24 protein-coding genes are annotated in these 23,042 nt (G+C 69.7%); 12 read left to right on the forward strand and 12 right to left on the reverse strand.

Annotated elements, in window-relative coordinates; all coding sequences use genetic code 11:
- Positions 1 to 71: 71 nt before the first annotated feature.
- Entirely contained in the window at positions 72 to 749 is a 678-nt protein-coding gene (mtrA, locus tag AB0I15_RS19605; RefSeq protein WP_043620615.1) for an MtrAB system response regulator MtrA, read from the reverse strand.
- Between the two features lie 267 nt (positions 750 to 1,016).
- Here mtrA and AB0I15_RS19610 point away from each other — a divergent pair, with 267 nt between their 5' ends.
- Genes AB0I15_RS19610 through AB0I15_RS19630 form a run of 5 tightly spaced genes read left to right on the forward strand, consistent with a single transcriptional unit; the run spans position 1,017 to position 6,473 of the window.
- Positions 1,017 to 2,294 (forward strand): glycerophosphoryl diester phosphodiesterase membrane domain-containing protein, encoded by a 1,278-nt coding sequence (locus tag AB0I15_RS19610; RefSeq protein ID WP_358096999.1) that lies wholly within the window; start codon positions 1,017 to 1,019, stop codon positions 2,292 to 2,294.
- A complete protein-coding gene (locus AB0I15_RS19615; RefSeq protein WP_358097002.1) occupies positions 2,291 to 2,941 on the forward strand; it encodes a DUF4129 domain-containing protein in 651 nt (216 codons plus the stop codon). Before AB0I15_RS19610 ends, AB0I15_RS19615 begins: the two co-directional genes overlap by 4 nt.
- A complete protein-coding gene (locus AB0I15_RS19620; protein ID WP_358097005.1) occupies positions 2,938 to 4,113 on the forward strand; it encodes a DUF4350 domain-containing protein in 1,176 nt (391 codons plus the stop codon). Before AB0I15_RS19615 ends, AB0I15_RS19620 begins: the two co-directional genes overlap by 4 nt.
- 13 nt (positions 4,114 to 4,126) lie before the next feature.
- Positions 4,127 to 5,083, forward strand: a complete 957-nt coding sequence (locus AB0I15_RS19625; protein ID WP_358097008.1) for a MoxR family ATPase — start codon at positions 4,127 to 4,129, stop codon at positions 5,081 to 5,083.
- Positions 5,084 to 5,099: 16 nt separating this feature from the next.
- Positions 5,100 to 6,473 carry a DUF58 domain-containing protein gene (locus AB0I15_RS19630; protein ID WP_358097011.1) on the forward strand — a complete coding sequence of 458 codons (1,374 nt, stop codon included), beginning with the start codon at positions 5,100 to 5,102 and terminating at the stop codon, positions 6,471 to 6,473.
- Between the two features lie 39 nt (positions 6,474 to 6,512).
- Here the strand turns inward: AB0I15_RS19630 and AB0I15_RS19635 are convergent, their stop codons facing one another.
- Complete coding sequence (locus AB0I15_RS19635; protein ID WP_358097014.1) at positions 6,513 to 7,505, reverse strand: stage II sporulation protein M; 993 nt, start codon at positions 7,503 to 7,505, stop codon at positions 6,513 to 6,515.
- A 51-nt stretch (positions 7,506 to 7,556) separates the two neighbouring features.
- Between AB0I15_RS19635 and AB0I15_RS19640 the strand changes: the two genes are divergently transcribed.
- Positions 7,557 to 8,522, forward strand: coding sequence for an RDD family protein (locus tag AB0I15_RS19640; protein ID WP_358097017.1), 966 nt, complete (start codon positions 7,557 to 7,559; stop codon positions 8,520 to 8,522).
- A gap of 41 nt (positions 8,523 to 8,563) precedes the next feature.
- Here the strand turns inward: AB0I15_RS19640 and AB0I15_RS19645 are convergent, their stop codons facing one another.
- Positions 8,564 to 9,871 (reverse strand): hypothetical protein, encoded by a 1,308-nt coding sequence (locus tag AB0I15_RS19645; protein WP_358097020.1) that lies wholly within the window; start codon positions 9,869 to 9,871, stop codon positions 8,564 to 8,566.
- 281 nt (positions 9,872 to 10,152) lie between these two features.
- Positions 10,153 to 11,508: a hypothetical protein gene (locus AB0I15_RS19650; RefSeq protein ID WP_358097072.1), complete on the reverse strand. Its 1,356-nt coding sequence runs from the start codon at positions 11,506 to 11,508 to the stop codon at positions 10,153 to 10,155.
- 217 nt (positions 11,509 to 11,725) lie between these two features.
- Here AB0I15_RS19650 and AB0I15_RS19655 point away from each other — a divergent pair, with 217 nt between their 5' ends.
- Positions 11,726 to 12,358, forward strand: a complete 633-nt coding sequence (locus tag AB0I15_RS19655) for a DUF305 domain-containing protein (RefSeq protein WP_358097023.1) — start codon at positions 11,726 to 11,728, stop codon at positions 12,356 to 12,358.
- 19 nt (positions 12,359 to 12,377) lie between these two features.
- On the opposite strand, the gene AB0I15_RS19660 is transcribed toward AB0I15_RS19655, so the two are convergent.
- Positions 12,378 to 13,613, reverse strand: coding sequence for an adenosylhomocysteinase (locus AB0I15_RS19660; RefSeq protein WP_358097026.1), 1,236 nt, complete (start codon positions 13,611 to 13,613; stop codon positions 12,378 to 12,380).
- Between the two features lie 189 nt (positions 13,614 to 13,802).
- Entirely contained in the window at positions 13,803 to 15,230 is a 1,428-nt protein-coding gene (ahcY, locus tag AB0I15_RS19665) for an adenosylhomocysteinase (RefSeq protein WP_358097029.1), read from the reverse strand.
- 103 nt (positions 15,231 to 15,333) lie between these two features.
- On the opposite strand from ahcY, the gene AB0I15_RS19670 reads away from it, so the two are divergent.
- Entirely contained in the window at positions 15,334 to 15,678 is a 345-nt protein-coding gene (locus tag AB0I15_RS19670) for a MerR family DNA-binding transcriptional regulator (protein ID WP_358097032.1), read from the forward strand.
- A gap of 37 nt (positions 15,679 to 15,715) precedes the next feature.
- Here the strand turns inward: AB0I15_RS19670 and AB0I15_RS19675 are convergent, their stop codons facing one another.
- Genes AB0I15_RS19675 through AB0I15_RS19695 form a run of 5 tightly spaced genes read right to left on the reverse strand, consistent with a single transcriptional unit; the run spans position 15,716 to position 19,752 of the window.
- Positions 15,716 to 16,645 (reverse strand): cation diffusion facilitator family transporter, encoded by a 930-nt coding sequence (locus AB0I15_RS19675; RefSeq protein ID WP_358097035.1) that lies wholly within the window; start codon positions 16,643 to 16,645, stop codon positions 15,716 to 15,718.
- A 48-nt stretch (positions 16,646 to 16,693) separates the two neighbouring features.
- Positions 16,694 to 17,800 carry an SIS domain-containing protein gene (locus AB0I15_RS19680; protein ID WP_358097038.1) on the reverse strand — a complete coding sequence of 369 codons (1,107 nt, stop codon included), beginning with the start codon at positions 17,798 to 17,800 and terminating at the stop codon, positions 16,694 to 16,696.
- Positions 17,797 to 17,964: a Trm112 family protein gene (locus AB0I15_RS19685; protein ID WP_358097041.1), complete on the reverse strand. Its 168-nt coding sequence runs from the start codon at positions 17,962 to 17,964 to the stop codon at positions 17,797 to 17,799. The genes AB0I15_RS19680 and AB0I15_RS19685 overlap by 4 nt, the downstream gene beginning before the upstream one ends.
- Positions 17,961 to 19,340, reverse strand: a complete 1,380-nt coding sequence (locus AB0I15_RS19690) for a phosphomannomutase/phosphoglucomutase (RefSeq protein WP_358097044.1) — start codon at positions 19,338 to 19,340, stop codon at positions 17,961 to 17,963. The genes AB0I15_RS19685 and AB0I15_RS19690 overlap by 4 nt, the downstream gene beginning before the upstream one ends.
- A 43-nt stretch (positions 19,341 to 19,383) precedes the next feature.
- A complete protein-coding gene (locus AB0I15_RS19695; protein ID WP_106236645.1) occupies positions 19,384 to 19,752 on the reverse strand; it encodes a DUF3499 domain-containing protein in 369 nt (122 codons plus the stop codon).
- A 680-nt stretch (positions 19,753 to 20,432) separates the two neighbouring features.
- On the opposite strand from AB0I15_RS19695, the gene AB0I15_RS19700 reads away from it, so the two are divergent.
- Both AB0I15_RS19700 and AB0I15_RS19705 read left to right on the forward strand, forming a co-directional pair.
- Positions 20,433 to 20,792, forward strand: coding sequence for a metallopeptidase family protein (locus tag AB0I15_RS19700; RefSeq protein WP_358097047.1), 360 nt, complete (start codon positions 20,433 to 20,435; stop codon positions 20,790 to 20,792).
- 564 nt (positions 20,793 to 21,356) lie between these two features.
- Positions 21,357 to 21,638, forward strand: a complete 282-nt coding sequence (locus tag AB0I15_RS19705; RefSeq protein WP_358097049.1) for a hypothetical protein — start codon at positions 21,357 to 21,359, stop codon at positions 21,636 to 21,638.
- On the opposite strand, the gene AB0I15_RS19710 is transcribed toward AB0I15_RS19705, so the two are convergent.
- Entirely contained in the window at positions 21,631 to 21,987 is a 357-nt protein-coding gene (locus tag AB0I15_RS19710; RefSeq protein ID WP_358097052.1) for a hypothetical protein, read from the reverse strand. The genes AB0I15_RS19705 and AB0I15_RS19710 overlap by 8 nt on opposite strands.
- Positions 21,988 to 22,137: 150 nt before the next feature.
- Between AB0I15_RS19710 and AB0I15_RS19715 the strand changes: the two genes are divergently transcribed.
- Both AB0I15_RS19715 and AB0I15_RS19720 read left to right on the forward strand, forming a co-directional pair.
- Positions 22,138 to 22,521, forward strand: a complete 384-nt coding sequence (locus tag AB0I15_RS19715) for a VOC family protein (RefSeq protein WP_358097055.1) — start codon at positions 22,138 to 22,140, stop codon at positions 22,519 to 22,521.
- 17 nt (positions 22,522 to 22,538) lie between these two features.
- The gene (locus AB0I15_RS19720; RefSeq protein ID WP_358097057.1) at positions 22,539 to 22,841 is read left to right on the forward strand and encodes a DUF1905 domain-containing protein; all 303 of its coding nucleotides are present in this window, start codon (positions 22,539 to 22,541) and stop codon (positions 22,839 to 22,841) included.
- Positions 22,842 to 23,042: the final 201 nt, after the last annotated feature.

The raw sequence follows: 23,042 nt of genomic DNA on the forward strand, positions 1-23,042 counted from the left end.
CCGAGAATCTGGCGGAGCGTCCGTCGGCGGGATCTCTTCTTCGTCGGGGGCATGGCGGGGTGGGGTCAGGATTAGGCGGGGCCGGCTTTGTAGCCCACGCCACGGACCGTCACCACGATCTCGGGGTGCTCGGGGTCCTTCTCGATCTTGGCGCGGAGCCGCTGCACATGGACGTTGACCAGCCGCGTGTCGGCCGCGTGCCGGTAGCCCCACACCTGCTCGAGCAGGACCTCACGGGTGAAGACCTGGCGCGGCTTGCGCGCCAGCGCCACCAGCAGGTCGAACTCCAGCGGAGTGAGGTTGATGGTCTCCTCGCCGCGCTTGACCGAGTGGCCGGCCACGTCGATGGTGATGTCGCCGATCTGCAGGATCTCGGGGGTCGGCTCATCGGTGCGGCGCAGCCGCGCCCGCACCCTGGCGACCAGCTCCTTCGGCTTGAACGGCTTGACGATGTAGTCGTCGGCGCCTGACTCGAGCCCCAGCACGACGTCGATCGTGTCGCTCTTGGCGGTGAGCATGACGATCGGGACCCCCGACTCGGCCCTGATCCTGCGTGCGACGTCGATGCCGTCGGCCCCCGGCAGCATCAGGTCGAGCAGCACCAGATCCGGGCGTGTATCCCGGAACGCGTCGAGGGCCTTGTCGCCGTCGGAGACAAATGAAGGCTCGAAGCCCTCCCCTCGCAACACGATCCCCAGCATCTCGGCGAGAGCGGCGTCGTCGTCGACGACCAGCACGCGACCTTTCATGGCCCCTCATTCGTTCTACGCATTGTGGGACATACCCGCACGATCGCTGAAGGTTACCCTTGGTGGGCCCATGAGTGGGACTCGAGCCCTACAAAAGGCGAATTTTAGGTCCGCCGCGACCGCCAATCTCAGTCTGCGGTAACAGAGCGACTTTCGGCCATCCCCGGACGCGAACCTTGCCCCGATTCGCCCGAGAATACGGGCTAGATGAGGTGGTGAATCCGCTCCGCGACACCAATGCCTCGCCCAGCGTGCCAGGATTGGGATATGTCAGACGGTCACGGTCCCACGCCCGAGACGCCATCAGGCTGGTCGGCCGAACAGCCCCCGCCCTACAGCGCCCCGCCGGCCTCCCCGTGGACCGCGCCTGGCGGGCACGAGCAGGTGCCCACCGGGCAGCCGCCCGGACAGCCGTACGCGCCGCCGCAACAGCAGGCGCCTTACGCACCCGGGCCCCAAACACCTTATCCCGCATATCCGCAACAGCCGCCCGGCTACGGCTTCACGCCGCCCGCGCCGGTGATCAGGCCGGGCATCATCCCGCTGCGCCCGCTCGGGCTCGGCGACATCCTCGACGGCACGATCAAGCTGATCAGGTCCAACCCCAAGGCCGTGCTCGGGCTCTCGGCGGTGGCCGCCCTGCTCGCCGCCGTGCCGCTGGCCGTCGGGCAGGCGTTCGTGCTCAACACCATGGGCGGCGCGCTCTCCGACCCCGACAGCCTCGGCAACGCCGAGGCCGAGCTCACCAGCATCTACGGGGTGGCGGCCCAATACGGCGGCATGCTGCTCTCGTACGCGGTGCAGTTCGTCGTGGTCACGCTGCTGACCGGGGTGATCACCCGCATACTCGGCCGCGCCGTGTTCGGCGGCAACCTCAGCGCGGGCGAGGCCTGGCAACTGGTCAAGGGCCGGATCCCGGCGCTGTTCGGCGTGGTGGGGCTGATGGCCGTCATCATGCTGGTGCCGATGCTCGTCTTCGGGCTGCTCGTGGTGGCCTTCTCCATGAGCGCCTCCTCCTCAGCGGGCGACCTCGGCTGGCTGGCCCTGCTGTTCATCCTGTTCATCGTCTTCTACATCGCCTACGCCCTGTTCTTCCGCACCCGCTTCGCCTTCGCCTCGGCCGCCGTCGTGCTGGAGGGCCGCGGCCCGCTGGACGCCATGCGCCGCTCGTGGCACCTGGTGAGCGGCGACTTCTGGCGGGTGTTCGGCATCCTGCTGCTCACCTCCCTGCTCGTCGGGCTGGTGGCCGGCGTGGTGACGGTGCCGTTCACGCTGGCGGGCACGATGTTCAGCCTGTTCGGCGCGGGCTCGATGGCCACGGCCATCGTCTCGGCCGTGCTGATCGCGATCGGCGCCACGATCGGGGCGATGTTCACCTATCCGTTCGAGGCCGGGGTCGCCGGCCTCCTGTACGCCGACCGCCGCATGCGCAGCGAGGCGTTCGACCTCGTGCTCCAGACGGCGGCCATCGAGCAGCAGCGCCAGGGCTGGGTGCACGCCTCGGCCGACGAGCTCTGGCACCCGTCCAACTCGGCCAGGCCGTGACCCCGATCGACAGGGAGGAGGCCGCGCGCAAGGCCGCGGGCGAGCTCCTCAAGCCGGAATACGCCAAGGAGTCGCTGGTCGACCAGATCTACCGGCGGATCATGCAGTTCCTCGGCGACCTCATCGACGCGGCAACCGGCGGCGGCACGGCCGGCGGGGTGATCGCGTCCGTGGTGATCGTGCTGATCCTGCTCGGGATGATCTCGCTGATCGCCTGGCAGCTCCGCAGGACGGCCCGCAAGAAGGCGCTCGCGGTGGGCGGGCTGTTCGGGGAACGGTCGCGGACCGCCGCCGAGCACCGGCAGGCGGCCGAAGGGCTGGCGGCGCAGGGCCGCTGGACGGAGGCCGTCCAGGAACGGCTCCGGGCCATCGCCCGCGACCTGGAGGAGCGGGCCCTGGTCGACGGCATGCCCGGCCGCACGGCCCACGAGCTGGCGACGGAGGCGGCGGTGTCACTGCCCGCCTTCGCCGAGGAGCTCGCCGCGGCGGCCCGCTCGTTCGACGACGTGACCTACGGTGACGTGCCGGGCACCCGGGATGCCTACGAGACGATGAGCACGCTGGACGACCGCCTCCGCCAGGCCCGCCCGGCCCCGCTCGCCACCCCCGCCCTGGCAGGGCCGCCTCGGGCCGGAGGGGTGGGATGAGCGTCGTCACGCGCCCGGCCGGTCAGGGCGAGTCCTACTCCACCTCCCCCACCGCCCGCTCCGCCTGGCGGTCCAGCCGCGTCATCGTGCTGCTCGGCGCCCTCGTCGTCCTGGCCGGCGTGCTCGGTGTCGTTCTCGGCCCCCAGCCGGGCCCGTCCCGCCCGCTCGACCCCGACGACACCTCTTTCGCGGGCTCCAAGGCGCTGGCCGAGCTGCTGCGCGACCGGGGCGTCACCGTCGACCGGGTCGACTCCGCCGAGGCGGCCGCCGCCAAGTCCGCCGCGGGCGACAGGCTGCTCCTGATCACGGACACCACGTTCATCGACGACATCAGCCTGTCGGAGATCCCCGGCGACCGCCTGATCGTCGGCGACCTGTCCCTGGGCGTCCTGGCGCCGGGCGTGAGCACCGAGCCGGAGCAGGCGCGTCTGCGCTCCCGTGAGCCCGCGTGCCGCCTGCCCGCCGCCGTGGCGGCCGGCAGCGCGTACATGGGGGGCGCCGTCCTGCGCGGCACGGCCGGCTCGACCGGCTGCTATCCGGCCGGCGACGGGCACGCCCTGGTCAGCTACGCCCACTCCGGCGGCGTGACCACGGTGGTCGGCGACGGCGACTTCATGACCAACCGGCGCCTGGCCGAAGACGGCAACGCGGCGCTGGCCCTCAACCTGATCGGCACCGGCAAGGCCGTCACCTGGGTCGTCCGCCCGGAGAACCCGCCCCTCCTGGAGCTGCCCGGCGACGAGGAGCGATCCATGTACGACCTCATGCCCGGCAGCATCCGCTGGGCCCTCTACATGGCGATCATCGCGATCGGGATCACCGCGTTCTGGCGGGGCCGGCGCCTCGGGCCCGTGGTGACGGAGAGGCTGCCCGTCATCGTGCGGGCGGCCGAGACGGTGGAGGGCCGCGGCCGGCTCTACCGGGCCAGACGCGCGAGGGAGCGGGCGGCCGACTCGCTGCGCGCCGGCACGATCGACCGGCTCACGCCCCGGCTGGGGCTCGGCTCGGGCGCCGGGCGGCACGAGATCGTCGCGGCGCTCGCCGCGCGTACGGGGCAGGATCCGCACCAGGTAGGGGCCGCGCTCTACGGGCCGCCGCCGGCCGACGACGCCGGGCTCGTCGGGCTGGCCGGATACTTGGACACCATCGAAAGGCAGGTCAGTGAACTCTGAGGATACTTTCCGCGTGACGGGCTCGGGCGACTCGGCCAGAGAGGCGCTGGGCGCGCTGCGGGCCGAGGTGTCCAAGGCCGTCGTGGGGCAGGACGCGGTGGTGACGGGGCTGGTCATCGCGCTGCTGTGCAGGGGGCACGTGCTGCTGGAGGGTGTGCCGGGCGTGGCCAAGACGCTGATGGTGCGCACGCTGGCGGCCGCGCTGTCCGTCGACTTCAAGCGGGTGCAGTTCACCCCTGACCTGATGCCCGGTGACGTGACAGGGTCGCTGATCTACGACACGAAGACCGCGGAGTTCGAGTTCCGCGAGGGGCCCGTCTTCACGAACCTGCTGCTCGCCGACGAGATCAACCGCACGCCGCCGAAGACGCAGGCGGCGCTGCTGGAGGCGATGGAGGAGCGGCAGGTCAGCGTGGAGGGCTCGGCCCGGCCGCTGCCCGACCCGTTCGTGGTGTGCGCGACACAGAACCCCGTCGAGTACGAGGGCACCTACCAGTTGCCCGAGGCCCAGCTCGACCGGTTCCTGGTCAAGCTGACCGTGCCGCTGCCGCCGCGCGACCAGGAGATCTCGGTGCTGGAGCGGCACGCGCGGGGCTTCGACCCGCGTGACCTGTCGGAGGTCAAGGCCGTCGCCTCGGCCGACGACCTGGCGGCCGGCCGGGCGGCGGTCGCGCTGGTGCACGTCGCGCCCGAGGTGCTCGGCTACATCGTGGACGTGGCCCGCGCCACCCGGAACTCCCCGTCGCTGCAGCTCGGCGTCTCGCCGCGCGGCGCCACGGCGCTGCTGGCCGCCGCGCGGGCGTGGGCGTGGCTGTCCGGGCGCCCCTACGTCACGCCCGACGACGTCAAGGCGCTGGCCAGGCCGGCCCTGCGGCACCGGATCCAGCTCAGGCCCGAGGCCGAGCTGGAGGGGGCGACCGCCGACGGCCTGCTCGACGGCATCCTGGCCTCGGTCCCGGTCCCGCGTTGACGACGGAGACGCGCTCATGGCTCTGACGGGACGCGCCGGGCTCGTCGCGGCGCTCGGGATCGTGGTGGTGCTGTTCGCGCCGCAGCCCGGGCCCGCGCTGGCCGGGGTCTGCCTGCTGCTGGCCGCCGCGATCGTGGTGGACCTGGTGTTCGCCGGCGCCGTACGCCCGCTCAGGTTCCACCGCTCCGGTGACACGCTGATCCGCCTCGGCCAGCGGGCCACGGTCGAGCTGGTGGTCGAGAACCCGGGCGGCAGACGCGTACGCGGCCTGCTGCGGGACGCCTGGCCGCCCTCCGCGGGGGCCGCCCCGCGGGTCGCCGACCTCGACGTGCCCAAGGGCGAGCGCCGCCGGATCGCCGTGACGCTCACCCCGACCAGGCGCGGCGACCGCTCGTCGGTGGCGGTCACGGTGCGCTCGGTCGGCCCGCTCGGCCTGGCCGCCCGCCAGGGCAGCCACCAGGCCCCGTGGACCGTACGCGTGCTGCCGCCGTTCCTGTCGCGCAAGCACCTGCCCTCCAGGCTGGCCAGGCTGCGCGAGCTCGACGGCCGGCATCCGGCGCTCGTGCGCGGTCAGGGCACCGAGTTCGACTCCCTGCGCGAATACGTGGTGGGCGACGACGTGCGCTCCATCGACTGGCGGGCCACGGCGCGCCGCCACGACGTGGTCGTCCGCACGTGGCGCCCTGAGCGCGACCGCCGTGTGCTGATCGTGCTCGACACCGGCCGCACGTCGGCGGGCCGGGTGGGCGACGCGCCGATCCCCATGGCGGGGGCCGCGGCGAACGGCGGCGGCCTGCTCGTACGGCCCGACTCCCGTCCCGCGCCCGGCTGGCCCCGGCTCGACTGGTCGATGGACGCCGCGCTGCTGCTGGCCGCGCTGGCCGCCAAGGCGGGCGACCAGGTGGACTTCCTGGCCTACGACCGGGCCGTGCGCGCCTGGGTGAGCGGGGCGTCGCGGACCGAGCTCCTGTCATCGCTGGTCAACGTGATGGCGCCGATCGAGGCGGAGCTGATCGAGGCCGACTCGCAGGGCATGGTGGCCGCCGTGCTGTCGCGGGCCAAGCGGCGCTGCCTGGTCGTGCTGCTCACCGACCTCAACTCGGCGGCGCTCGACGAGGGGCTCATGCCGGTGCTGCCGCAGCTCTCCGCCCGGCACCTGGTGCTGGTGGCCGGGGTGTCCGATCCGCGCGTGGCCGCCATGGCGGGCCGCCGGGGGTCGGTCGAGGAGGTGTACGACGCGGCGGCGGCCGAACAGGCCCAGCTCGGCCGCAGGCGCATCACGGCCCGGCTGCGCCGGCACGGGGTCGAGGTCGTGGACGCCTCCCCGGAGGACATCGCCCCGGCCCTGGCCGACGCCTACCTGGCCCTGAAGGCCGCCGGCCGCCTCTGAACGAGCCCCTCCGGCCCCACGAGAGCCCGCGGCGGGGGGTCAGGCGGTCGGGGCGACGTCGGGGGCGCGTTCGAGGTCGCCGGTCTCGTTCTGGCGCAGCGCCCGCCGGCCGAAGGCGATCACGTACGCCAGGAAGACCACCTCCGCCAGCACCCCGATCCCCACCCGCGCCCAGGTCGGCAGCCCCGACGGCGTCACGAACGCCTCGATCAGGCCCGACGCGAACAGCACCACGACCAGCCCCAGCGCCACGCTCATCACGGCCCGGCCCTGCTCGGCCAGTGCCTCGACGCGCCGGCGCGGGCCGGGGTCGATGACCGTCCAGCCCAGGCGCATGCCCACGGCCGCCGCCAGGAACACGGCGGTCAGTTCGAGCAGCCCGTGGGGCAGGATCAGGCCGAAGAAGATGTCCAGCTTGTCCCTGGAGGCCATGAGCCCTCCGGAGACGGCGACGTTCTCGGCGTTGGCGTACAGCGCGTACGGGATCGGCAGCCCCAGGAGCACCGAGTAGATGATCATCTGCGCGGCCACCCACGCGTTGTTGATCCACACGCGGCTGGCGAACGAGGCCGCCGGGTTCTCCGAGTAGTAGTCGGCGAAGTCCTCGTTGACGAGCTGCCTGATCTCCTCCGGGCTCGCGATCGACGCCTGGACGTCGGGGTTGGCCGCCACCCACGCGCCCATCACCCACGCGACCACCAGGAACGCCACCGAGCTCGCCAGCCACCACCACCGCGCCCGGTAGGCCACCACGGGGAACGACACCGTGAAGAAGCGCACCAGCTCCCGCCAGGCCGGCGTGTGCGCGCCGGTCACCGCGGACCTGGCCCTGGCCACCAGCGCCGACAGCCGCCCGACCAGCATCGGGTCCTTGGAGGACGAGCGGACCATGGACAGATGCGTGGCCACCCGCTGGTACAGCTCGACCAGCTCGTCCACCTCGTTGCCCGTCAGCGACGAGCGGTTCTTGACGAGATGATCAAGCCGGTCCCACACGGGGCGGTGTGCCGTGACGAACGCATCAATGTCCACCCGAACATTCTGGCCGCTCAATCACTGGGACATAGCCGTTAGGCTCCACATATGTCAGAGGTTGTGACCGGCGACGCCGTCGTCGTCGAGGTGCGGGTGGCCCAGATGCCTTCCCGCGCGCTGGCGATCATCATCGACATGGCCCTGCAGTTGACGGCGCTGATCGCCGCGTACGCGATCTTAGGGGCGTTCGCGTGGGTCACGGACCCCGCCATGTTCGCGGCCGTCATGATCGTGCTGTTCGTGCTGGTGATGGTCGGCTATCCGGTGATCTTCGAGTCCCTCAGCAGGGGCCGCAGCCTCGGCAAGCTGGCGCTCGGACTCCGGGTGGTCAGCGATGACGGCAGCCCGGAGCGCTTCAGGCAGGCGCTGTTCCGCGGGCTGGCCGGGGTGGTGGAGTTCTGGATGTTGTCGGGCGCGCCGGCGCTGATCGCGTCGCTGGTCTCGCAGCGGGGCAAGCGGCTCGGTGACGTCTTCGCGGGCACCATCGTGATCTCCGAGCGGGGGCCGCGCGAGTCGGGGCAGGCACTCGTCATGCCGCCGCAACTGGCGGGCTGGGCGGCCACGCTGGAGCTCTCCCAGCTTCCCGACGAGGTGACGCAGGCGGCCAGGCAGTATCTGGCGCGCTGGCACGATCTGGCGCCGCAGATCCAGCACGACATGGGCGTGCGCATCGCGACCCAGGTGGCGTCCTTCGTCTCGCCCTCGGCGCCCGCGGGGGTGCCGCCGCACGCGTACCTGAGCGCCGTCCTGGCCGAGCGCCGCCGCCGGGAGCAGGCACGTTTCGCCCAGCGCATGGGAACCCAGCACGCGGGGGCTCAGCAGATGGGGGCTCAGCACACGGGGGTTCCGCGCGTGGGAGCCCAGCCGGCGGGAGCCCCGTGGACGGGAAGCGCGCCACCGCCACCACCCCCGCCGCCGTACGGACCGCCCGTTCAGCCGTCGTATCAGCCTCCGGCCGCACCCGCGCCGGAGCCGCCGCAGGCGACTCCGGGCGGGTTCGCGCCGCCTCAGTGAGCGCGGTCAGAGGCACGCGCGCCGTTTCGTACCAGCGGTGACTAGCGGTGGTACGACTCTTGCGTCTGCACGTTCAACCGGTCGGTACGGACGTGCCTGGCGCTGTCCGTGAGCCGGTCACTGATCTTGATCACGTCGAGGCCCTCGTGGAAGTCGGCCCCGTAGATGTAGCCGTTGTAGTAGTAGGCGGACCAGATGCCCCCTCCGTCGCCGGCCGCCCGGGGACCGCGCTCGAAGTAGCCGATCTCCCTTGGGCGGGAGGAGTTGGTGAAGTCCCAGATCGACAGCCCGCCCATGTACCAGGCCTGGACCATGATGTCGCGGCCCTTGACCGGGATCAGCGAGCCGTTGTGCGCGACGCAGTTCTCGGAGTCGGCCTGGAAGCGCGGGATCTTGAAGTAGCTCTTGAACGTGAACCGCCCGCGCGACACGTCGTAGATCGCGTCCGCGCCCCGGGTCGGCCCGGTGGCCTCGTTGCAGGTCGCCGCGCCGCCGCCGCCGAGCTCGTCGGTGAAGACGACCTTCTTGGCGTCGTTGCTCCAGGTGGCCGAGTGCCAGAACGCGAAGTTCGGGTCCGTGGTCCTGGCGGTGACCCTCGGGTTGAGCCGGTCGGAGATGTCGAACAGCACGCCGTCACCCATGCAGGCGCCCGCCGCGATGTCCTTCTCCGCGTAGGCGGTGATGTCGTGGCAGCCCGAGGTCGGCACCAGCAGGCCCGGCTGGGTCTCGTTGCCGCCGTCGGGGAACACCACCGGGGTGGCCGCCACCGCGGCGGTCTCCGGGCTCCTGAGCGGCACCTTGATGATCGAGATCTTGTCGTGCGGCGGCAGGCAGTCCGGGAAGTTCGCGGCCGGCAGGTACGAGGAGACGTAGAGGTAGACGTTCCTGTTCCGGTCACGGCCCTTGCCGGGCACCAGGGTCAGCGTGTGCGAGCCGCAGTTGGTCTCGACCGACTTGATGTACCGGGGGCTGGCCTTGTCGGAGATGTCGAAGATGCGTACGCCCTCCCACGACTCCTTGACAGTGGCCGGCTGCCCGACGCTGCTGCAGGAGTCGTTGTTGCGGGAGGAGTCCACGGCGGTGAAGAGCAGGTTGCCGTAGACGCTGACGTCCATCTGGGCGCCCGGGCAGACGACCGAGCTGACGACCTTGGCCTTCCGGGGGTTGCTGATGTCGTAGATCGAGAATCCGCCGTAGTTGCCGACGTAGGCGTAGTCGCCCTGGAAGGCGATGTCGGTGTTGATGGTGGCGGCGATGGGGGCGGGCTTGGGGATGTTCAGCACGTGGGTCACGTTGGGGCTGGTGACCACGGTGTCGGGCGGCGGGATGTCGGCGGCGAGCGCTGGCATTCCCGCCAGCGTTAACGCGGCGACGGCCGCCGCCGTGACAAGGGCACGGCGATTCCTGGACACTCGGGAGCCTCCTTGATCACGTATGTCCTAGAGAAGACACAAGTGACCAAATCTTGAGCCTTACCGGCGCGGCCATCCAGGTAGCACTTTGTCAGGAAATATCGCGATTTGCCGTCTTGAAGTGGGTCTTTCTCCCGCCTACCATGCGCCGGGCATGAGCCCGGACATGACAGGGCGGCGAGGACCTTCCGGTCCCCGCCGCCGTCACGCTTTCGCGGCTACGGACGTCCGCCGCCGCTCTCCGGGTAGGAGCCCTGCGTCTGCGCGTTCAGCAGGTTCATCCGGACGCCCGCGGCCGCGTCGGTCCGCGGGTCGTTGAGCTTCAGCACGTCCAGGCCCAGGTTGAAGTCCGAGCCGTAGATGTAGCCGTTGTAGTAGTACGCCGACCAGAAGCCTCCGCTGAGCGGCGGCGCCGTGTTGTCGGGCCCGCGCTCGAAGAAGGCGATCTCCTGCGGGTTGGCCGAGTCGGTGAAGTCCACCACCACGATGCCGCCCTGGTACCACGCCTGGACCATGATGTCCTTGCCGGGCACCGGGAGGAGCGAGCCGTTGTGCGCGACACAGTTCTCGGTGTCGGCCTGGGCCCGCGGGATCTTGTAGTAACCCTTGAAGATCAGGTTCTTCCCGCGGTTGGCGATGTCGTAGTACGCGTTCGCGCCCTTGAGCGAGCCGATGGTCGCGTTGCAGGTGGCCCTACTACCGCCGCCGAGCTCGTCGGTGAAGATCACCTTCGTGCCCTGGTTGTTGAAGGTGGCGGAGTGCCAGAAGGCGAAGTTCACGTCGTCCCGTACGGTGGCCGTGACCTTCGGCTGCTCGGGGTTGGTGATGTCCAGCAGGATGCCCTCGCCCATGCAGGCCCCGGCGGCGATGTTCTTCTCCGGGTAGGCCGTGATGTCGTGGCAGCCCGTCGTGGCCGACGTACCCTCGGGGTAGGGCCTTCCGTCACCGGGGTTGCCACCGCCGGGGAACAGGTTCGGCGCCGCGATCACCCCGGCCGAGGTCGGGTTGGCGAGCGGGATCTTGATGATCGAGATCAGGTCGTGCGGCGGCTGGCAGTCCGGGAAGGTCGCGCTCGGGCTGTACGACGAGACGTAGGCGTAGACGTTCTGGCCCGTCTTGTCGGGGATCAGCGAGTGCGTGTGCGATCCGCAGTTGGTCTCGACGGACTTGATGTAGCGAGGGTTCGCCTTGTCCGAGATGTCGAAGATCCGGATGCCTTCCCAGGACGCCTTGTTCGTGGCGCTCTGGCCGGTGCTGCTGCACGAGTCGTTGTTCCGAGAGGAGTCAACAGAGCCGATCAGCAGGTTGCCGTACACCGACACGTCCATCTGCCCGCCTGGGCAGATGACGGAGCTGACGAGAGACGTCTGCGCCGGGTTCGCAATGTTGTAGATGGAGAAGCCGTAGTAGTTGCCTACATAGGCGTAGTCTCCCTGGAAGGCCATGTCCGTGTGGATGTCGGCCAAGGCCTGGGGCTTGGGCACATTCGTGACGTGCTCGACGTTCGCGCTCTTGACGATCTCGCCAGGAGCCGGAATGTCATCAGCCTGAGCCGGCAGCGTGGCACCGACCATCGCCACCGCTGTCGTCACCAGAATGAGAGCTCTGCGCAGGGTTAACACTCGGGGAAACCTCCTATAAAGGGGGCATAAATCTACGTAATCTTCGCCTCATCCGCCACATCTGGACCAGGGCGCAATGTGTCAAATTTTATTCCGTTTTGTCCTCTTTAAATGATCTTTGAGATGATCTAGGGTACGCATTCTTGGAACGAGGCATCAGGGAGGCTGGGTGCGCTCCGCGCTCATCGTCATCGCGGTCACGGTGATCACCCTCACGGGCTGCACCGCCGACAAGCCGCAGGCGCCACAGGCGGACTCCACCGCACCGGTGATCGCGCCCGGCAGGCCGGGCGAGGTGGCGAAGACGCTCGCCCCCGGCGAGGCCGCCACCGCCGTCCCCTCCCCCACGGCGAACGCCGCGGACGTGAAGTACGTCCAGGACATGATCGTCCATCATCAGCAGGCGCTCGACATGTCGATCCTCGCCCCGAACCGGGCCGCGTCGGCCAAGCTCAAGGCCCTGGCCGACCGCATCAAGGCGGCGCAGGGCCCGGAGATCCAGTACATGACGACGTGGCTGCGGGAGCAGGAGCAGAAGGTGCCCGACCATCACGCCAAGCACGAGGGCATGCCGGGCATGGCCACGCCGAAGCAGATGGAGGAGCTGAAGGCGGCCTCGGGCAAGGCGTTCGACGCGATGTTCCTGCAGCTCATGATCAATCACCACGTGGGCGCGATCAAGATGTCGGAGCAGGTGCTGGGCGGCGGCTCCCACATCAAGATCGAGGAGCTGGCCTCCGACGTCAGCGTCACGCAACTGGCCGAGATCCGGCGCATGCAGGAGATGCAGCGGGCCGCCTAGAACGCCCCCGCTCCGGAGGTCAGGAGCCGACCCGCCACGAGTGCAGGTAATCCTCCTGCTCCGGGGTGAGCACGTCGATGCCGATCCCGGCCGCGGCCAGCTTGAGCCTGGCCACCTCGTGGTCGATCTCCTCGGGAACGTCGTACACGCCGGGCAGGAGGTTCGTTCGCTCGCCGGCCAGCCATGCCACGGCCAGGGCCTGGGCGGAGAACGACATGTCCATGACGGACGCGGGATGCCCCTCGGCGGCGGTGAGGTTGACCAGCCGCCCCTCGGCGAGCAGCAGCAGCCGCCGGCCGTCGGGCATGACGTACTCGTCGGTGTTGGGCCGCACTCCCCGGTGCACCTCGTGGGCCAGCTCGTCCAGCGCCCGCACGTCGATCTCCACGTCGAAGTGCCCGGCGTTGGCCAGGATCGCGCCGTCCTTCATGACCGACAGGTGCTCGGCCCTGATCACGTCGCGGTTGCCGGTCACGGTGACGAACAGGTCGCCGGTCAGCGCCGCCTGCGCCATCGGCCGCACCTCGTAGCCCTGCAGGGTCGCGTCGAGCGCCTTCACGGCGTCGATCTCGGTCACGATCACCCGTGCCCCGAACCCCTTGGCCCGCTCGGCCACCCCCCGGCCGCAGAACCCGAACCCGGCCACGACCACGGTCCGGCCGGCCAGCATCGTGTTGGTGGCCCGCATGATCCCGTCGAGCGTCGACTGCCCGGTGCCGTAACGGTTGTCGAACATGCGCTTGGTTCGCGTGTCGTTGACGGCGACCACCGGGAACCGCAACGCGCCCTCGGCCGCCATCTGCCGCAGCCGGATGATCCCGGTCGTGGTCTCCTCGCAGCCCCCGCTCACCCGCTCGAGCAGATCGACCCGCTCGGTGTGCAGGATGTTGACGAGGTCGCACCCGTCGTCGAGCACGAGATCGGGCTCGAGGTCGAGCGCCCGGTGGATGTGCCGGTAGTAGGTGGCGCGGTCGACGCCGGCCCGCGCGTGCACGTCGATCCCGTAGAGCCGCAGCGCGTCGGCGACGTCGTCCTGCGTGGACAGGGGATTCGACGCGGCCAGCGCGATCTCGGCCCCGCCCGCCTTCAGGGCGCCCATGAGCACGGCGGTCTCGGCGGTGACATGCAGGCACGCCGCGATCTTCAACCCGTCGAGCGGCCGTTCGAGCGCGAAGCGCTCACCGATCGCGGTCAACACCGGCATCGCGCGAGCGGCCCAGGAGATCTGCCGCTCACCGCTTTCACTGAGATCCATGGGGCGCCTTTGAACCGAAGAACGTGGCCAAGAATACGCTCGTCACGGCGAGCGACCCGTGAGCCTTCACGACCGGCCATGACGGACGGACGTGGCGTCGGCGCGTGCGGGGGACTTGGCTTGCCGTACAAGATGGGCTTGGGGAGAAGCTCCGAGAGGTGAGAACCCCTCTCGGAGCTCCGGGAGGGCTCAGTAGCGGTAGTGGTCCGACTTGTACGGGCCCTCGACGTGGACGCCGATGTACGCGGCCTGCTCCTTCGTCAGCTCCGTGAGCTTCACGCCCAGGGCGTCGAGGTGCAGGCGGGCGACCTTCTCGTCCAGGTGCTTGGGCAGCGTGTAGACGCCGATCGGGTATTCGGCCGTCTTGGCGAACAGCTCGATCTGCGCGATCACCTGGTTGGTGAACGAGTTGGACATGACGAAGCTCGGGTGGCCGGTCGCGCAGCCCAGGTTCATCAGGCGGCCCTCGGCGAGGACGAGGATCGAGTGCCCGTCGGCGAACACCCACTCGTCGACCTGCGGCTTGATGTTGTTCTTGACGATGCCGGGCAGCTTGGCCAGGCCGGCCATGTCGATCTCGTTGTCGAAGTGGCCGATGTTGGACACGATCGCCTGGTGCTTCATCCGCGTCATGTGGTCGGCGGTGATGATGTTGAAGTTGCCGGTGGTGGTGACGAAGATGTCGGCGATGCCGACGACCTCCTCCAGCGTGGTCACCTGGAAGCCGTCCATGGCCGCCTGGAGCGCGCAGATCGGGTCGATCTCCGTGACGATGACCCGGGCGCCCTGGCCGCGCAGCGCGTCGGCACAGCCCTTGCCGACGTCGCCGTAGCCGCAGACCACGGCCACCTTGCCGCCGATGAGCACGTCGGTGGCGCGGTTGAGGCCGTCGATGACGGAGTGGCGGCAGCCGTACTTGTTGTCGAACTTCGACTTGGTGACCGAGTCGTTGACGTTGATCGCCGGGAAGAGGAGCTGGCCGTTCTTGTGCATCTCGTAGAGACGGTGCACGCCGGTCGTGGTCTCCTCGGTGACGCCCTTGATGCTCTCGGCGATCCGGGTCCAGCGCTTGTCGTCGCCGACCGTGCGGGTGAGCAGGTCGATGATGACGTGCCACTCCTCCGGGTCGTCGGCGGTCGCGGGCGGTACGGCCCCGGCCTTCTCGTACTCGGCGCCCTTGTGCACCAGCAGCGTGGCGTCGCCGCCGTCGTCGAGGATCATGTTGGGGGCGTCACCGTCAGGCCAGGTGAGGGCCTGCTCGGTGCACCACCAGTACTCCTCCAGCGTCTCGCCCTTCCAGGCGAAGACCGGCACGCCCTTCGGGTCGTCGACGGTGCCGTCGCGGCCGACGACCACCGCGGCGGCGGCGTGGTCCTGGGTGGAGAAGATGTTGCAGCTCACCCACCGGACCTCGGCGCCGAGGTCGACCAGCGTCTCGATGAGGACCGCGGTCTGGATGGTCATGTGCAGGGAGCCCATGATCTTCGCGCCCCGGAGGGGCTGGGAGGCCGCATATTCCTTGCGGACCGCCATGAGGCCGGGCATCTCGTGCTCGGCGAGCCGGATCTCCTTGCGGCCGAAGTCGGCAAGTGAAAGGTCTGCGACCTTGAAGTCCATCGGGTTTCCCCTCGCATCACGGATGGTTGTCGCCGACGAGTTTAGGCGCCGCTCCTAGGCGCACGCACCCCGAGGACGCTGAAACTGACGTAAGAATGTAAGAATGCGCATCACGGAAGCGGCCAAGCGGCTTGGGATGTCCCCACGAATGCTCCGATACCGGGAGGCGCTCGGTCTGCTGCCGCCGGTACGCGAGCAGGGGGCGCACCGGCGTTTCGGCCCCGAGGAGCTGTCGGCCGTGGCGCAGGGTGTGGAGCTGGAGAAGCGGTTCGACGTGTCGCCGGCCGAGCTGGCGTTCGCGCTCCGGGTGCTGAGCGAGCCGGCGGTGGCGGCGGCCGTACGGGATCTGGGGGTGCGGATCGGGCGCATCCAGGTGCCGCGCAGGGCCCTCGACTTCGAGCAGGAGAAGGCCCTGCGGCTGCTGCGCGCCTCAGGCGGGCATCGCTAGGAGACCACGGCGAGGCCCGCCTCGCCGTGGTGCGCGACTAGGAGGCCGTGGTGCGGGAGGACCTGTCGAGGTCGGGCTCCAGGTAGATCACCCGGGCGATCGGCACGGCCTCGCGGATCCGGCGCTCGGCCTCGTCGATGCCGCGCGCCACCTCGATCGCCGTGTCGTCGTGGGCGACCGCGATCTTGGCGCCCACGAGCAGCTCCTCCGGGCCGAGGTGCAGCGTGCGCATGTGGATGATCCGGTCCACCTCGGGCGCGCTCTCCAGCGCGCGGCGAATCTGGTTCTCCATCTCCGGCGAGGCGCCCTCGCCGACCAGCAGCGACTTGGTCTCGATGGCCAGCACGATCGCGATCACGGCCAGCAGCACACCGATCATCAGGGTGCCGATGCCGTCCCAGACGCCGTCGCCGGTGAGGACCGCCATCGTCACGCCGAACAGCGCGAAGATCAGGCCGAGCAGCGCGCCCAGGTCCTCCAGCAGGATGACGGGCAGCTCGGGGGACTTGGAGCGGCGGATGAAGGCGATCCACGACTGCTTGCCGCGGACGGCGTTCGACTCCCTGATCGCCGTACGGAACGAGAACGCCTCGGCGATGATCGCGAAGATCAGCACCCCGAACGCCCAGGCGGGCGCCTCCACCGCGGCGCCGTCGGAGATCTTGTGCACGCCCTCGTACAGCGAGAAGGCCGCGCCGATCGTGAACAGCACCACGGCCACCACGAACGCGTAGAAGTAACGCTCGCGGCCGTAGCCGAACGGATGCTCCTTGGTGCTGGCCCGGGCCGCCCGTTTGCCGCCCACCAGCAGCAGCACCTGGTTGCCCGAGTCGGCGACCGAGTGGATGCCCTCCGCCAGCATCGAGGAGGACCCGGTGAAGAATGCGGCCACGAACTTGGCCACGGCAATGGCCAGGTTCGCGGTCAATGCCGCAACGATCGCTTTTGTTCCGCCGCTCGCGCTCACCGGTCTGCTCCACTCTTAAAGATCAACTACATAAGCCAAAAAGCGATCCTATTGGGAAATTCTGGCTTTTACCTCAGTGATCGCTGACACAGGGGTGGGATCAAGCGCGTATCCCAGCGCCAGATAGGTGCTGGCGTAGTCGCCGAGCCCGATGAGCGTGGCCATCCGCTCCAGCGGATGCGTGCCCTCGGCCATGAGCTCGCTGACCGGCACGTCGCGCTCGCGCGCCAGCCGCAGCGACGCCTCGCGCCGCCGCGTCACCTGCGGGTGCTCCTCGACGTCGCGCAGGACCACCAGCCTGAGCGTCCGGGTCGCAGAGTCGGCGAAGATGTCGCGCTCGGCCATCGGCCCGTCGAGGACCTCGACCTGGTCATGGCCGACCTCGGGGATCTCCCCGACGATGGCGGGATATTTCGCGTTCGTGTGAAGCTGCCCGGCCAGCCGGTACGCCGCCACGGCCGCCGCCGGCGACGACCCCCAGATCATCGGCACCGTCTCGGCCAGATCCATCGCGAGCGACTTGCCCGGATTGATGAACGACTCACTGGACGGCCGGCACCGGTGCGCCATGTCCTCCAGCGACTTGGCCACCCGCTCGAACAGCTCCGCGTCGGCCGGCAGCAGCCGCAGCTCGGCCGCCGCCACGATCAGCGGCACGGTCAGCAGCCAGAGGTTCGCCCTCGACGCCCCGGAGACCGGCACCGGCACATAGATCGCCGACGCCTGCGTGGCGATGGCCTCCAGCGGCGAGCCGGGGGCGCCGACGCCGAGCAGCGTGCAGCCACGCCGCACCGCCTGGGTGGCGACGGACAGCGTCTCCTCGGTGTCGCCCGAGCCGGAGACGACGATGACCAGGTCGGTGGCCCCGACCCAGCCGGGGAGCTGGTAGGAGCGCAGGGTCACGATGGGCAGCGGCGCGCCGTTGCCGGCCACCGCCGCCAGGATGTCGCCGGCGAGGCCGGAGCCGCCCATGCCCGCGACCACGATGGCGCGCGGGCGCCCCTGATCGGCCAGCCGGTCCACGCGAGCCTCGACCGCGGTGCGGTAGCCGGTGCGTACGTGAGCCGCGGAGGCGGCGACCGCGGGCAGCATGCCGCCGGGGTCGCCTTCGCTGAGGTGCCGCTGGTCGTCGAGCCGCTCCGGCTCCCAGGTCACGGCTTCCTGGCCTCGTCGACGAGCAGGACGGGGATGTCATCCCGGACCGGGTAGATCAGGCCACAATCGGTGCAGACCAGCTCCTCGGCCTCGGTCTCGGCCCTGAGGGGAGCCTTGCAGGCCGGGCAGGCCAGGATCTCAAGCAGCCAGTCATCGATCTTCACTCTGACACCTTTCCCACAATGGCGAGGACCTCGTCCCTGATCGCCGTCATCTTGCTCTCGTCGGCCGCCTCGGCGTTGAGCCTGAGCAGCGGCTCGGTGTTGGAGGCCCGCAGATTGAACCACCAATCCGCCCCCGTCACGGTCAGCCCGTCAAGCTCGTCGAACTCGCCTCTGCCCGCGAACTCCTCCCGCACGCGCCGCAACGCCTCGGCCTGGTCGGACACGGTGCTGTTGATCTCGCCGGAGGCGTGGTAACGCGAGTAGACGCCGGCCACCTCCGACAGCGGCCGCCCCTGCTCCCCGAGAGCGGCCAGCACGTGCATGGCGGCCAGCATCCCCGAGTCGGCGAACCAGAAATCCCTGAAGTAGTAGTGAGCCGAGTGCTCACCGCCGAAGACGGCGCCCGTGCGGGCCATCTCGGCCTTGATGAACGAGTGCCCGACCCGCGTCCGCACGGGCTCGCCGCCGTGCTCCCGCACGATCTCGGGCACGCCGAGCGACGTGATCAGATTGTGGATGATCGTCGCGCCCGGATATTTGGCCAGCTCGCGTGCCGCCACCAGCGCCGTGACGGCCGACGGCGAGACGGACTCGCCACGCTCGTCGATCACCCAGCACCGGTCGGCGTCGCCGTCGAACGCCAGCCCGAGGTCGGCGCCGCTCTCGACGACCGCCCGCTGCAGATCCACGAGGTTCTGCGGCTCGAGCGGGTTGGCCTCGTGGTTGGGAAAGTTCCCGTCGAGCTCGAAGTAGAGCGGGACCAGCTCGATCGGCAGCCCCTCGAACACGGCCGGCACGGTGTGCCCGCCCATCCCGTTGCCCGCGTCGACGACCACCTTGAGCGGCCTGATCTCCCGCAGGTCGACCAGCGTCCGCAGGTGGTCGGCGTAGCCCTGCAGCAGGTCCTTCTCGATCAGCGACCCGCCCGGCCCGGCCGAGCCGGCGGGCTCGGCCGCTCCGTCGCGGGTCTCGCCCATCAGCTCGGCCGCCCTGTCGCGGATCTCGCCCAGCCCGGTGTCACCGCCGATCGGCACGGCCCCCGCCCGGCACATCTTCATGCCGTTGTACTGGGCCGGGTTGTGGCTGGCGGTGAACATCACGCCCGGCAGCCCCAGGCTGCCGCTGGCGTAGTAGAGCAGGTCGGTGGAGCCCAGCCCGGTGTGCACGACGTCGGCCTGGCGCGAACGGGCGCCACGGATGAACGCCTCCGCCAGCGGCGGCGACGACTCGCGCATGTCGTGCGCGACGACGACCGATGCGGCTCCTGTCACTTCGACGAAGGCCGCCCCCACGGCCTCGGCGATCGCCTCGTCGAGCTCGCCGGGCACTACCCCGCGAACGTCATACGCTTTGAAGATCTTGGCGAGGTCGCCCACTCTCCAGCTCCGCCCTTAGGTCGTTTCCTCCGTCGAAACGAGCCTACCGGTCACGATGCTGCTGGGCCGACCTCAGAACGCGCAGGTGCCCCCGGCGGCCGACCTCGACGCCTTGACCCACCGGCTCACCGCCACCGGACGGCGTCGGCCGCGCGGCCTCCCTGACGGCGTTGGCCAGCGCTTCGAGATCATCCGAACTGGGCGAGGCACCGTCCGTCGGCAGCCGCACCACCTCCCAGCCGCGGGGGGCGGTCAGTCGCTCGGCGTGTTCGGCGCACAGGTCATAACAGTGTGGCTCCGCGTACGTCGCCAGAGGGCCGAGAACAGCGGTCGAGTCGGCGTATACGTACGTGAGCGTGAAGACGGCAGGCTGACTGCAAGCGGTGCGGGAACAGCGGCGGACGGGGCTCACGGAGGGACCGTATCTGGTAAGAGTGCGAGGCGCCACTATCTGAGCACTCTTAACGAGCGTGTCGCCACAATTCGGACACCTGTCGCAGCCTTTCCACCCAGATGCCCCGGAAGGCACCGCCCCCTCATTTCCCGGAGCCCCAGCTTCCCCTCCCCGCGTTCCCACCCCACCACCCCCTCAACCCCCCGACTTTCCGCGCCCCGACAACCGCCCCACCATCCGACGGGACGATCTCGTGACATGAGCCCTTCCACGACGGACCCTCATCACCGTCGCACAACGGCTCCGACCAGCAGCGATACGGCGACGGACGGCTGCCCCCGAGCAGCGACGGAACGCCGGAACGCGTGATCCTGATCATCGGCGAATGAGCGGCACATGGGACGTTGACCGGCGACGGAAGGGAGCGTGGGGCCCTAAGCGGCGTCGGAAGAGCGGCGCATTGCGCCTCGACCGGCGTCGGAAGAGCGGCGAGACCCGGCGACGAGACGGGCCCCTCCGGCTGACGGCACAACGGGCAGGCGGCGCAGAGCCGACATCACAGGAATGGCGTGTCACGCAAAGCGAGGGCCGAGGGGTGGCCCCGTACACTTGCTGACGTGAATCACAAGCGCGGTCCGAGACGGCGCGATCGCCACGGTCGCGGTCTCCGCGGCCCGCTCGCCCCCTCCCACGTCCCCATGGCCAAATCCCGCAGCGAACGCTTCGACGACCTGGTGCTCGACGCCGTCGACCGCCTCAGGCCGCGATGGGAGAGACAACTGTCGGCGGTGGAGTTCGCGGTGGAGGACGTACCGCCGCTGAGCGAACTGGGTGACGGACCCCAACTGGGCACGGAACCCATCCCGTTCGGTCGCGCGGACGCCGCCACCGGGCAGTCACCGGCGTCGGTGGTGGTGTACCGGCGACCGCTGGAGGCCAGGGCGAGAGACAGGGACACGCTGGGCGCCATGGTGCATGACACGGTGGTGGAGCAGGTGGCAACCCTGCTGGGCCTGGCCCCGGAAACGGTGGACCCGGGCTACGACGACCGCCGCTGACCCAGGCTCCGGAGCACCGGGAAGAACTGCACGGTCCTCGCCACAAAGACGCGCTACGCGCGATGGGATCTCGGGCTGCGTCCAGTGGGGGCAAGCCCCCACACCCCCGGCGGGGACCTGCCGGTCCCCGCACCCCTCGGACGCGACCCCGGCTCCCAGGTGAGAGCACCCTGACCCATTGACCCAGGCCACGAAGACCCTGCCTGGCGGAGCACCGCTGTCAGTCGGCCGGCTTGAGGACCAGTTCATCAGACTCGATCACAGGGTGGTCGCCAGACGCAACCAATCGAACTGACTTGCTACTGAGAGTGAGTTATTAAGTACATAGCGCACATGGGCCCTCTATGGTTTGGGCGTTCAACCCCCCACTGGAAGGTCCATATGTGGATCACATTGACCGCTGCCACGGCGGCGGCTGTCGCCCTGGCCGTCACTCCGACCGCATGCGCCCAGGGCGGTACCACCAGCCATCCCGAAGGTGAGCAGGGATGCCAGAACAGCTGGAAAGCACCGGTAGCCGTTCGACTCGGCTCCGCGAAACCACGGGTTCGGGCCACCCTTCGCGTGAAGTGCAGCGAGGAGGTCATCACGACATTCATGGCCAGAATGTCCATCGAACACAAGGACGGCCTTGTCTCTCCCTGGTTTGAGGTGGCTCACGAATATCACTTCGATCTACCAGGCCTATACCGGGCGTACACACTGCTCGCTTTCCCCTGCCGGGACGGGAGCTACCGGGCGAAGGTCTCTATAACGGGCAACTTCCTCGACGGGGAAGGCTTCAAGGTCACGGGCGAATCGAGCAGCACCCGCGTGGACTGCGAGCGTGCGGAGCCGATCACATGAAAGGTGCCGTCGGATCGCCTCGATGTGCACATCTGACGCGGGTTCGCGGATGTGGAGGCACGACGCCGACGGCCCAACAGCCGGCGGTGGCGGAGTCGATCTGCGGAATGTTCACCGTGGTGTAGGTGGGTGGGGTCGTGATGGGGTCGGCATCGCCCGGCCACACCCCCCACCCATTCCGCCACCAGGCGACACGCCACAACTGCTCCTCGCCCGCCGACGGCGGGTCGTCATCGAAGTCGTCGAGGTCGCGTTTGTGCCACCACCTGCGGCGCTCCGACGTGAAGTAGAAGCGCTGCTCACTGCTCTTCCTGCGCCTAAGCCAGTGACGGAACACGCCCTCCAGCATCGCACACCGTGACCAGTCCGGCCCGCGCTTCCGCCCCTGCCCTGCTCTGGGAGCCGCGCTCATCCGCCCGGCACGGTAAGGATCGGCATCGCGATGACTTTCCGGGACTTCACGGGTCGAACTCAGCGAAGAGAACAAGGAGGCCCTGAAGTGAGCGATCAAGTGAGTGTCGCGATCACCGGCATCAGGACCGTCGGCGTCCCGGTCACCGATCAGGATCGCGCCGTCGCGTTCTACGTGGACGTTCTGGGACTGGAGAAGCGGCTGGACGCCCCGGTCGAGCAGCTCAGCGGCAGGTGGATCGAGGTGGCGCCGCCGGGAGCGGCGACCACGATCGCGCTCGTCCCGGCCGGACCGGGTACGGCGGTCGGCGTCGAGACGGGGATCCGGCTCGCCGTGGCCGACGCGGCGTCGCTGCACAAGGAGCTGACGGAGCGTGGGACCGATGTGGGCGAACTGCTGCGCTGGGAAGGCGTACCGCCGATGTTCGCCCTGCGCGACCCGGACGGCAACGGCCTCGAGATCGTCGAGTAGCGGAGAGGGAGATCGCGATGGCTGAGATACGAGCGAACGATGCCGGCCTGCCACTGGACAAGGAGTTCACCGCGACGCTGGTGAAGAGCCCGAGCAAGGGCGGATGGACGTATGTCGTGATGCCCGGGTCCGCCGAGTTCTTCGGGACCCGAGGACTGGTGAAGGTGCGAGGGACGATCGATGGGCGGCCGTTCCGGAGCTCCTTCATGGCGCTGGGCGATGGGACGCACAAGCTGCCGGTGAAGAACGACATTCGTGCCCTGATCGGAAAGGAGGTGGGGGACAGCGTCACGATTCACCTGCGGGAACGGATCAACTGAAGGCCGTGGTCGTGGCGTTGTGGTGAGTGCTGCGCCCTCTACCGGCTCAGGAGCGGGTCTGCCCTCCGTGCGGGTTCATGGGCCACGATGCCGACGCCTTCGGTGATCGGGGTCGCGTCCGAGGGGTGCGGGGACCGGCAGGTCCCCCCCGGGGGGTGGGGGGGTGGGCCCCCCCGACGCCGCCCCCCCGGGCCACGCGCG

Origin of the sequence: Nonomuraea sp. NPDC050643 (genome assembly GCF_040654715.1) — a bacterium.
Lineage (GTDB): Bacteria > Actinomycetota > Actinomycetes > Streptosporangiales > Streptosporangiaceae > Nonomuraea.

What these genes read in the sequence shown, in the direction of transcription:
- mtrA (WP_043620615.1), bottom strand. Translation starts at nt 749, where the DNA reads ATGAAAGGTCGCGTGCTGGTCGTCGACGACGACGCCGCTCTCGCCGAG.
- AB0I15_RS19610 (WP_358096999.1), top strand. Translation starts at nt 1,017, where the DNA reads ATGTCAGACGGTCACGGTCCCACGCCCGAGACGCCATCAGGCTGGTCG.
- AB0I15_RS19620 (WP_358097005.1), top strand. Translation starts at nt 2,938, where the DNA reads ATGAGCGTCGTCACGCGCCCGGCCGGTCAGGGCGAGTCCTACTCCACC.
- AB0I15_RS19630 (WP_358097011.1), top strand. Translation starts at nt 5,100, where the DNA reads ATGGCTCTGACGGGACGCGCCGGGCTCGTCGCGGCGCTCGGGATCGTG.
- AB0I15_RS19640 (WP_358097017.1), top strand. Translation starts at nt 7,557, where the DNA reads ATGTCAGAGGTTGTGACCGGCGACGCCGTCGTCGTCGAGGTGCGGGTG.
- AB0I15_RS19645 (WP_358097020.1), bottom strand. Translation starts at nt 9,871, where the DNA reads ATGCCAGCGCTCGCCGCCGACATCCCGCCGCCCGACACCGTGGTCACC.
- AB0I15_RS19650 (WP_358097072.1), bottom strand. Translation starts at nt 11,508, where the DNA reads ATGGTCGGTGCCACGCTGCCGGCTCAGGCTGATGACATTCCGGCTCCT.
- AB0I15_RS19660 (WP_358097026.1), bottom strand. Translation starts at nt 13,613, where the DNA reads ATGGATCTCAGTGAAAGCGGTGAGCGGCAGATCTCCTGGGCCGCTCGC.
- ahcY (WP_358097029.1), bottom strand. Translation starts at nt 15,230, where the DNA reads ATGGACTTCAAGGTCGCAGACCTTTCACTTGCCGACTTCGGCCGCAAG.
- AB0I15_RS19670 (WP_358097032.1), top strand. Translation starts at nt 15,334, where the DNA reads ATGCGCATCACGGAAGCGGCCAAGCGGCTTGGGATGTCCCCACGAATG.
- AB0I15_RS19700 (WP_358097047.1), top strand. Translation starts at nt 20,433, where the DNA reads ATGGCCAAATCCCGCAGCGAACGCTTCGACGACCTGGTGCTCGACGCC.
- AB0I15_RS19710 (WP_358097052.1), bottom strand. Translation starts at nt 21,987, where the DNA reads ATGCTGGAGGGCGTGTTCCGTCACTGGCTTAGGCGCAGGAAGAGCAGT.
- AB0I15_RS19720 (WP_358097057.1), top strand. Translation starts at nt 22,539, where the DNA reads ATGGCTGAGATACGAGCGAACGATGCCGGCCTGCCACTGGACAAGGAG.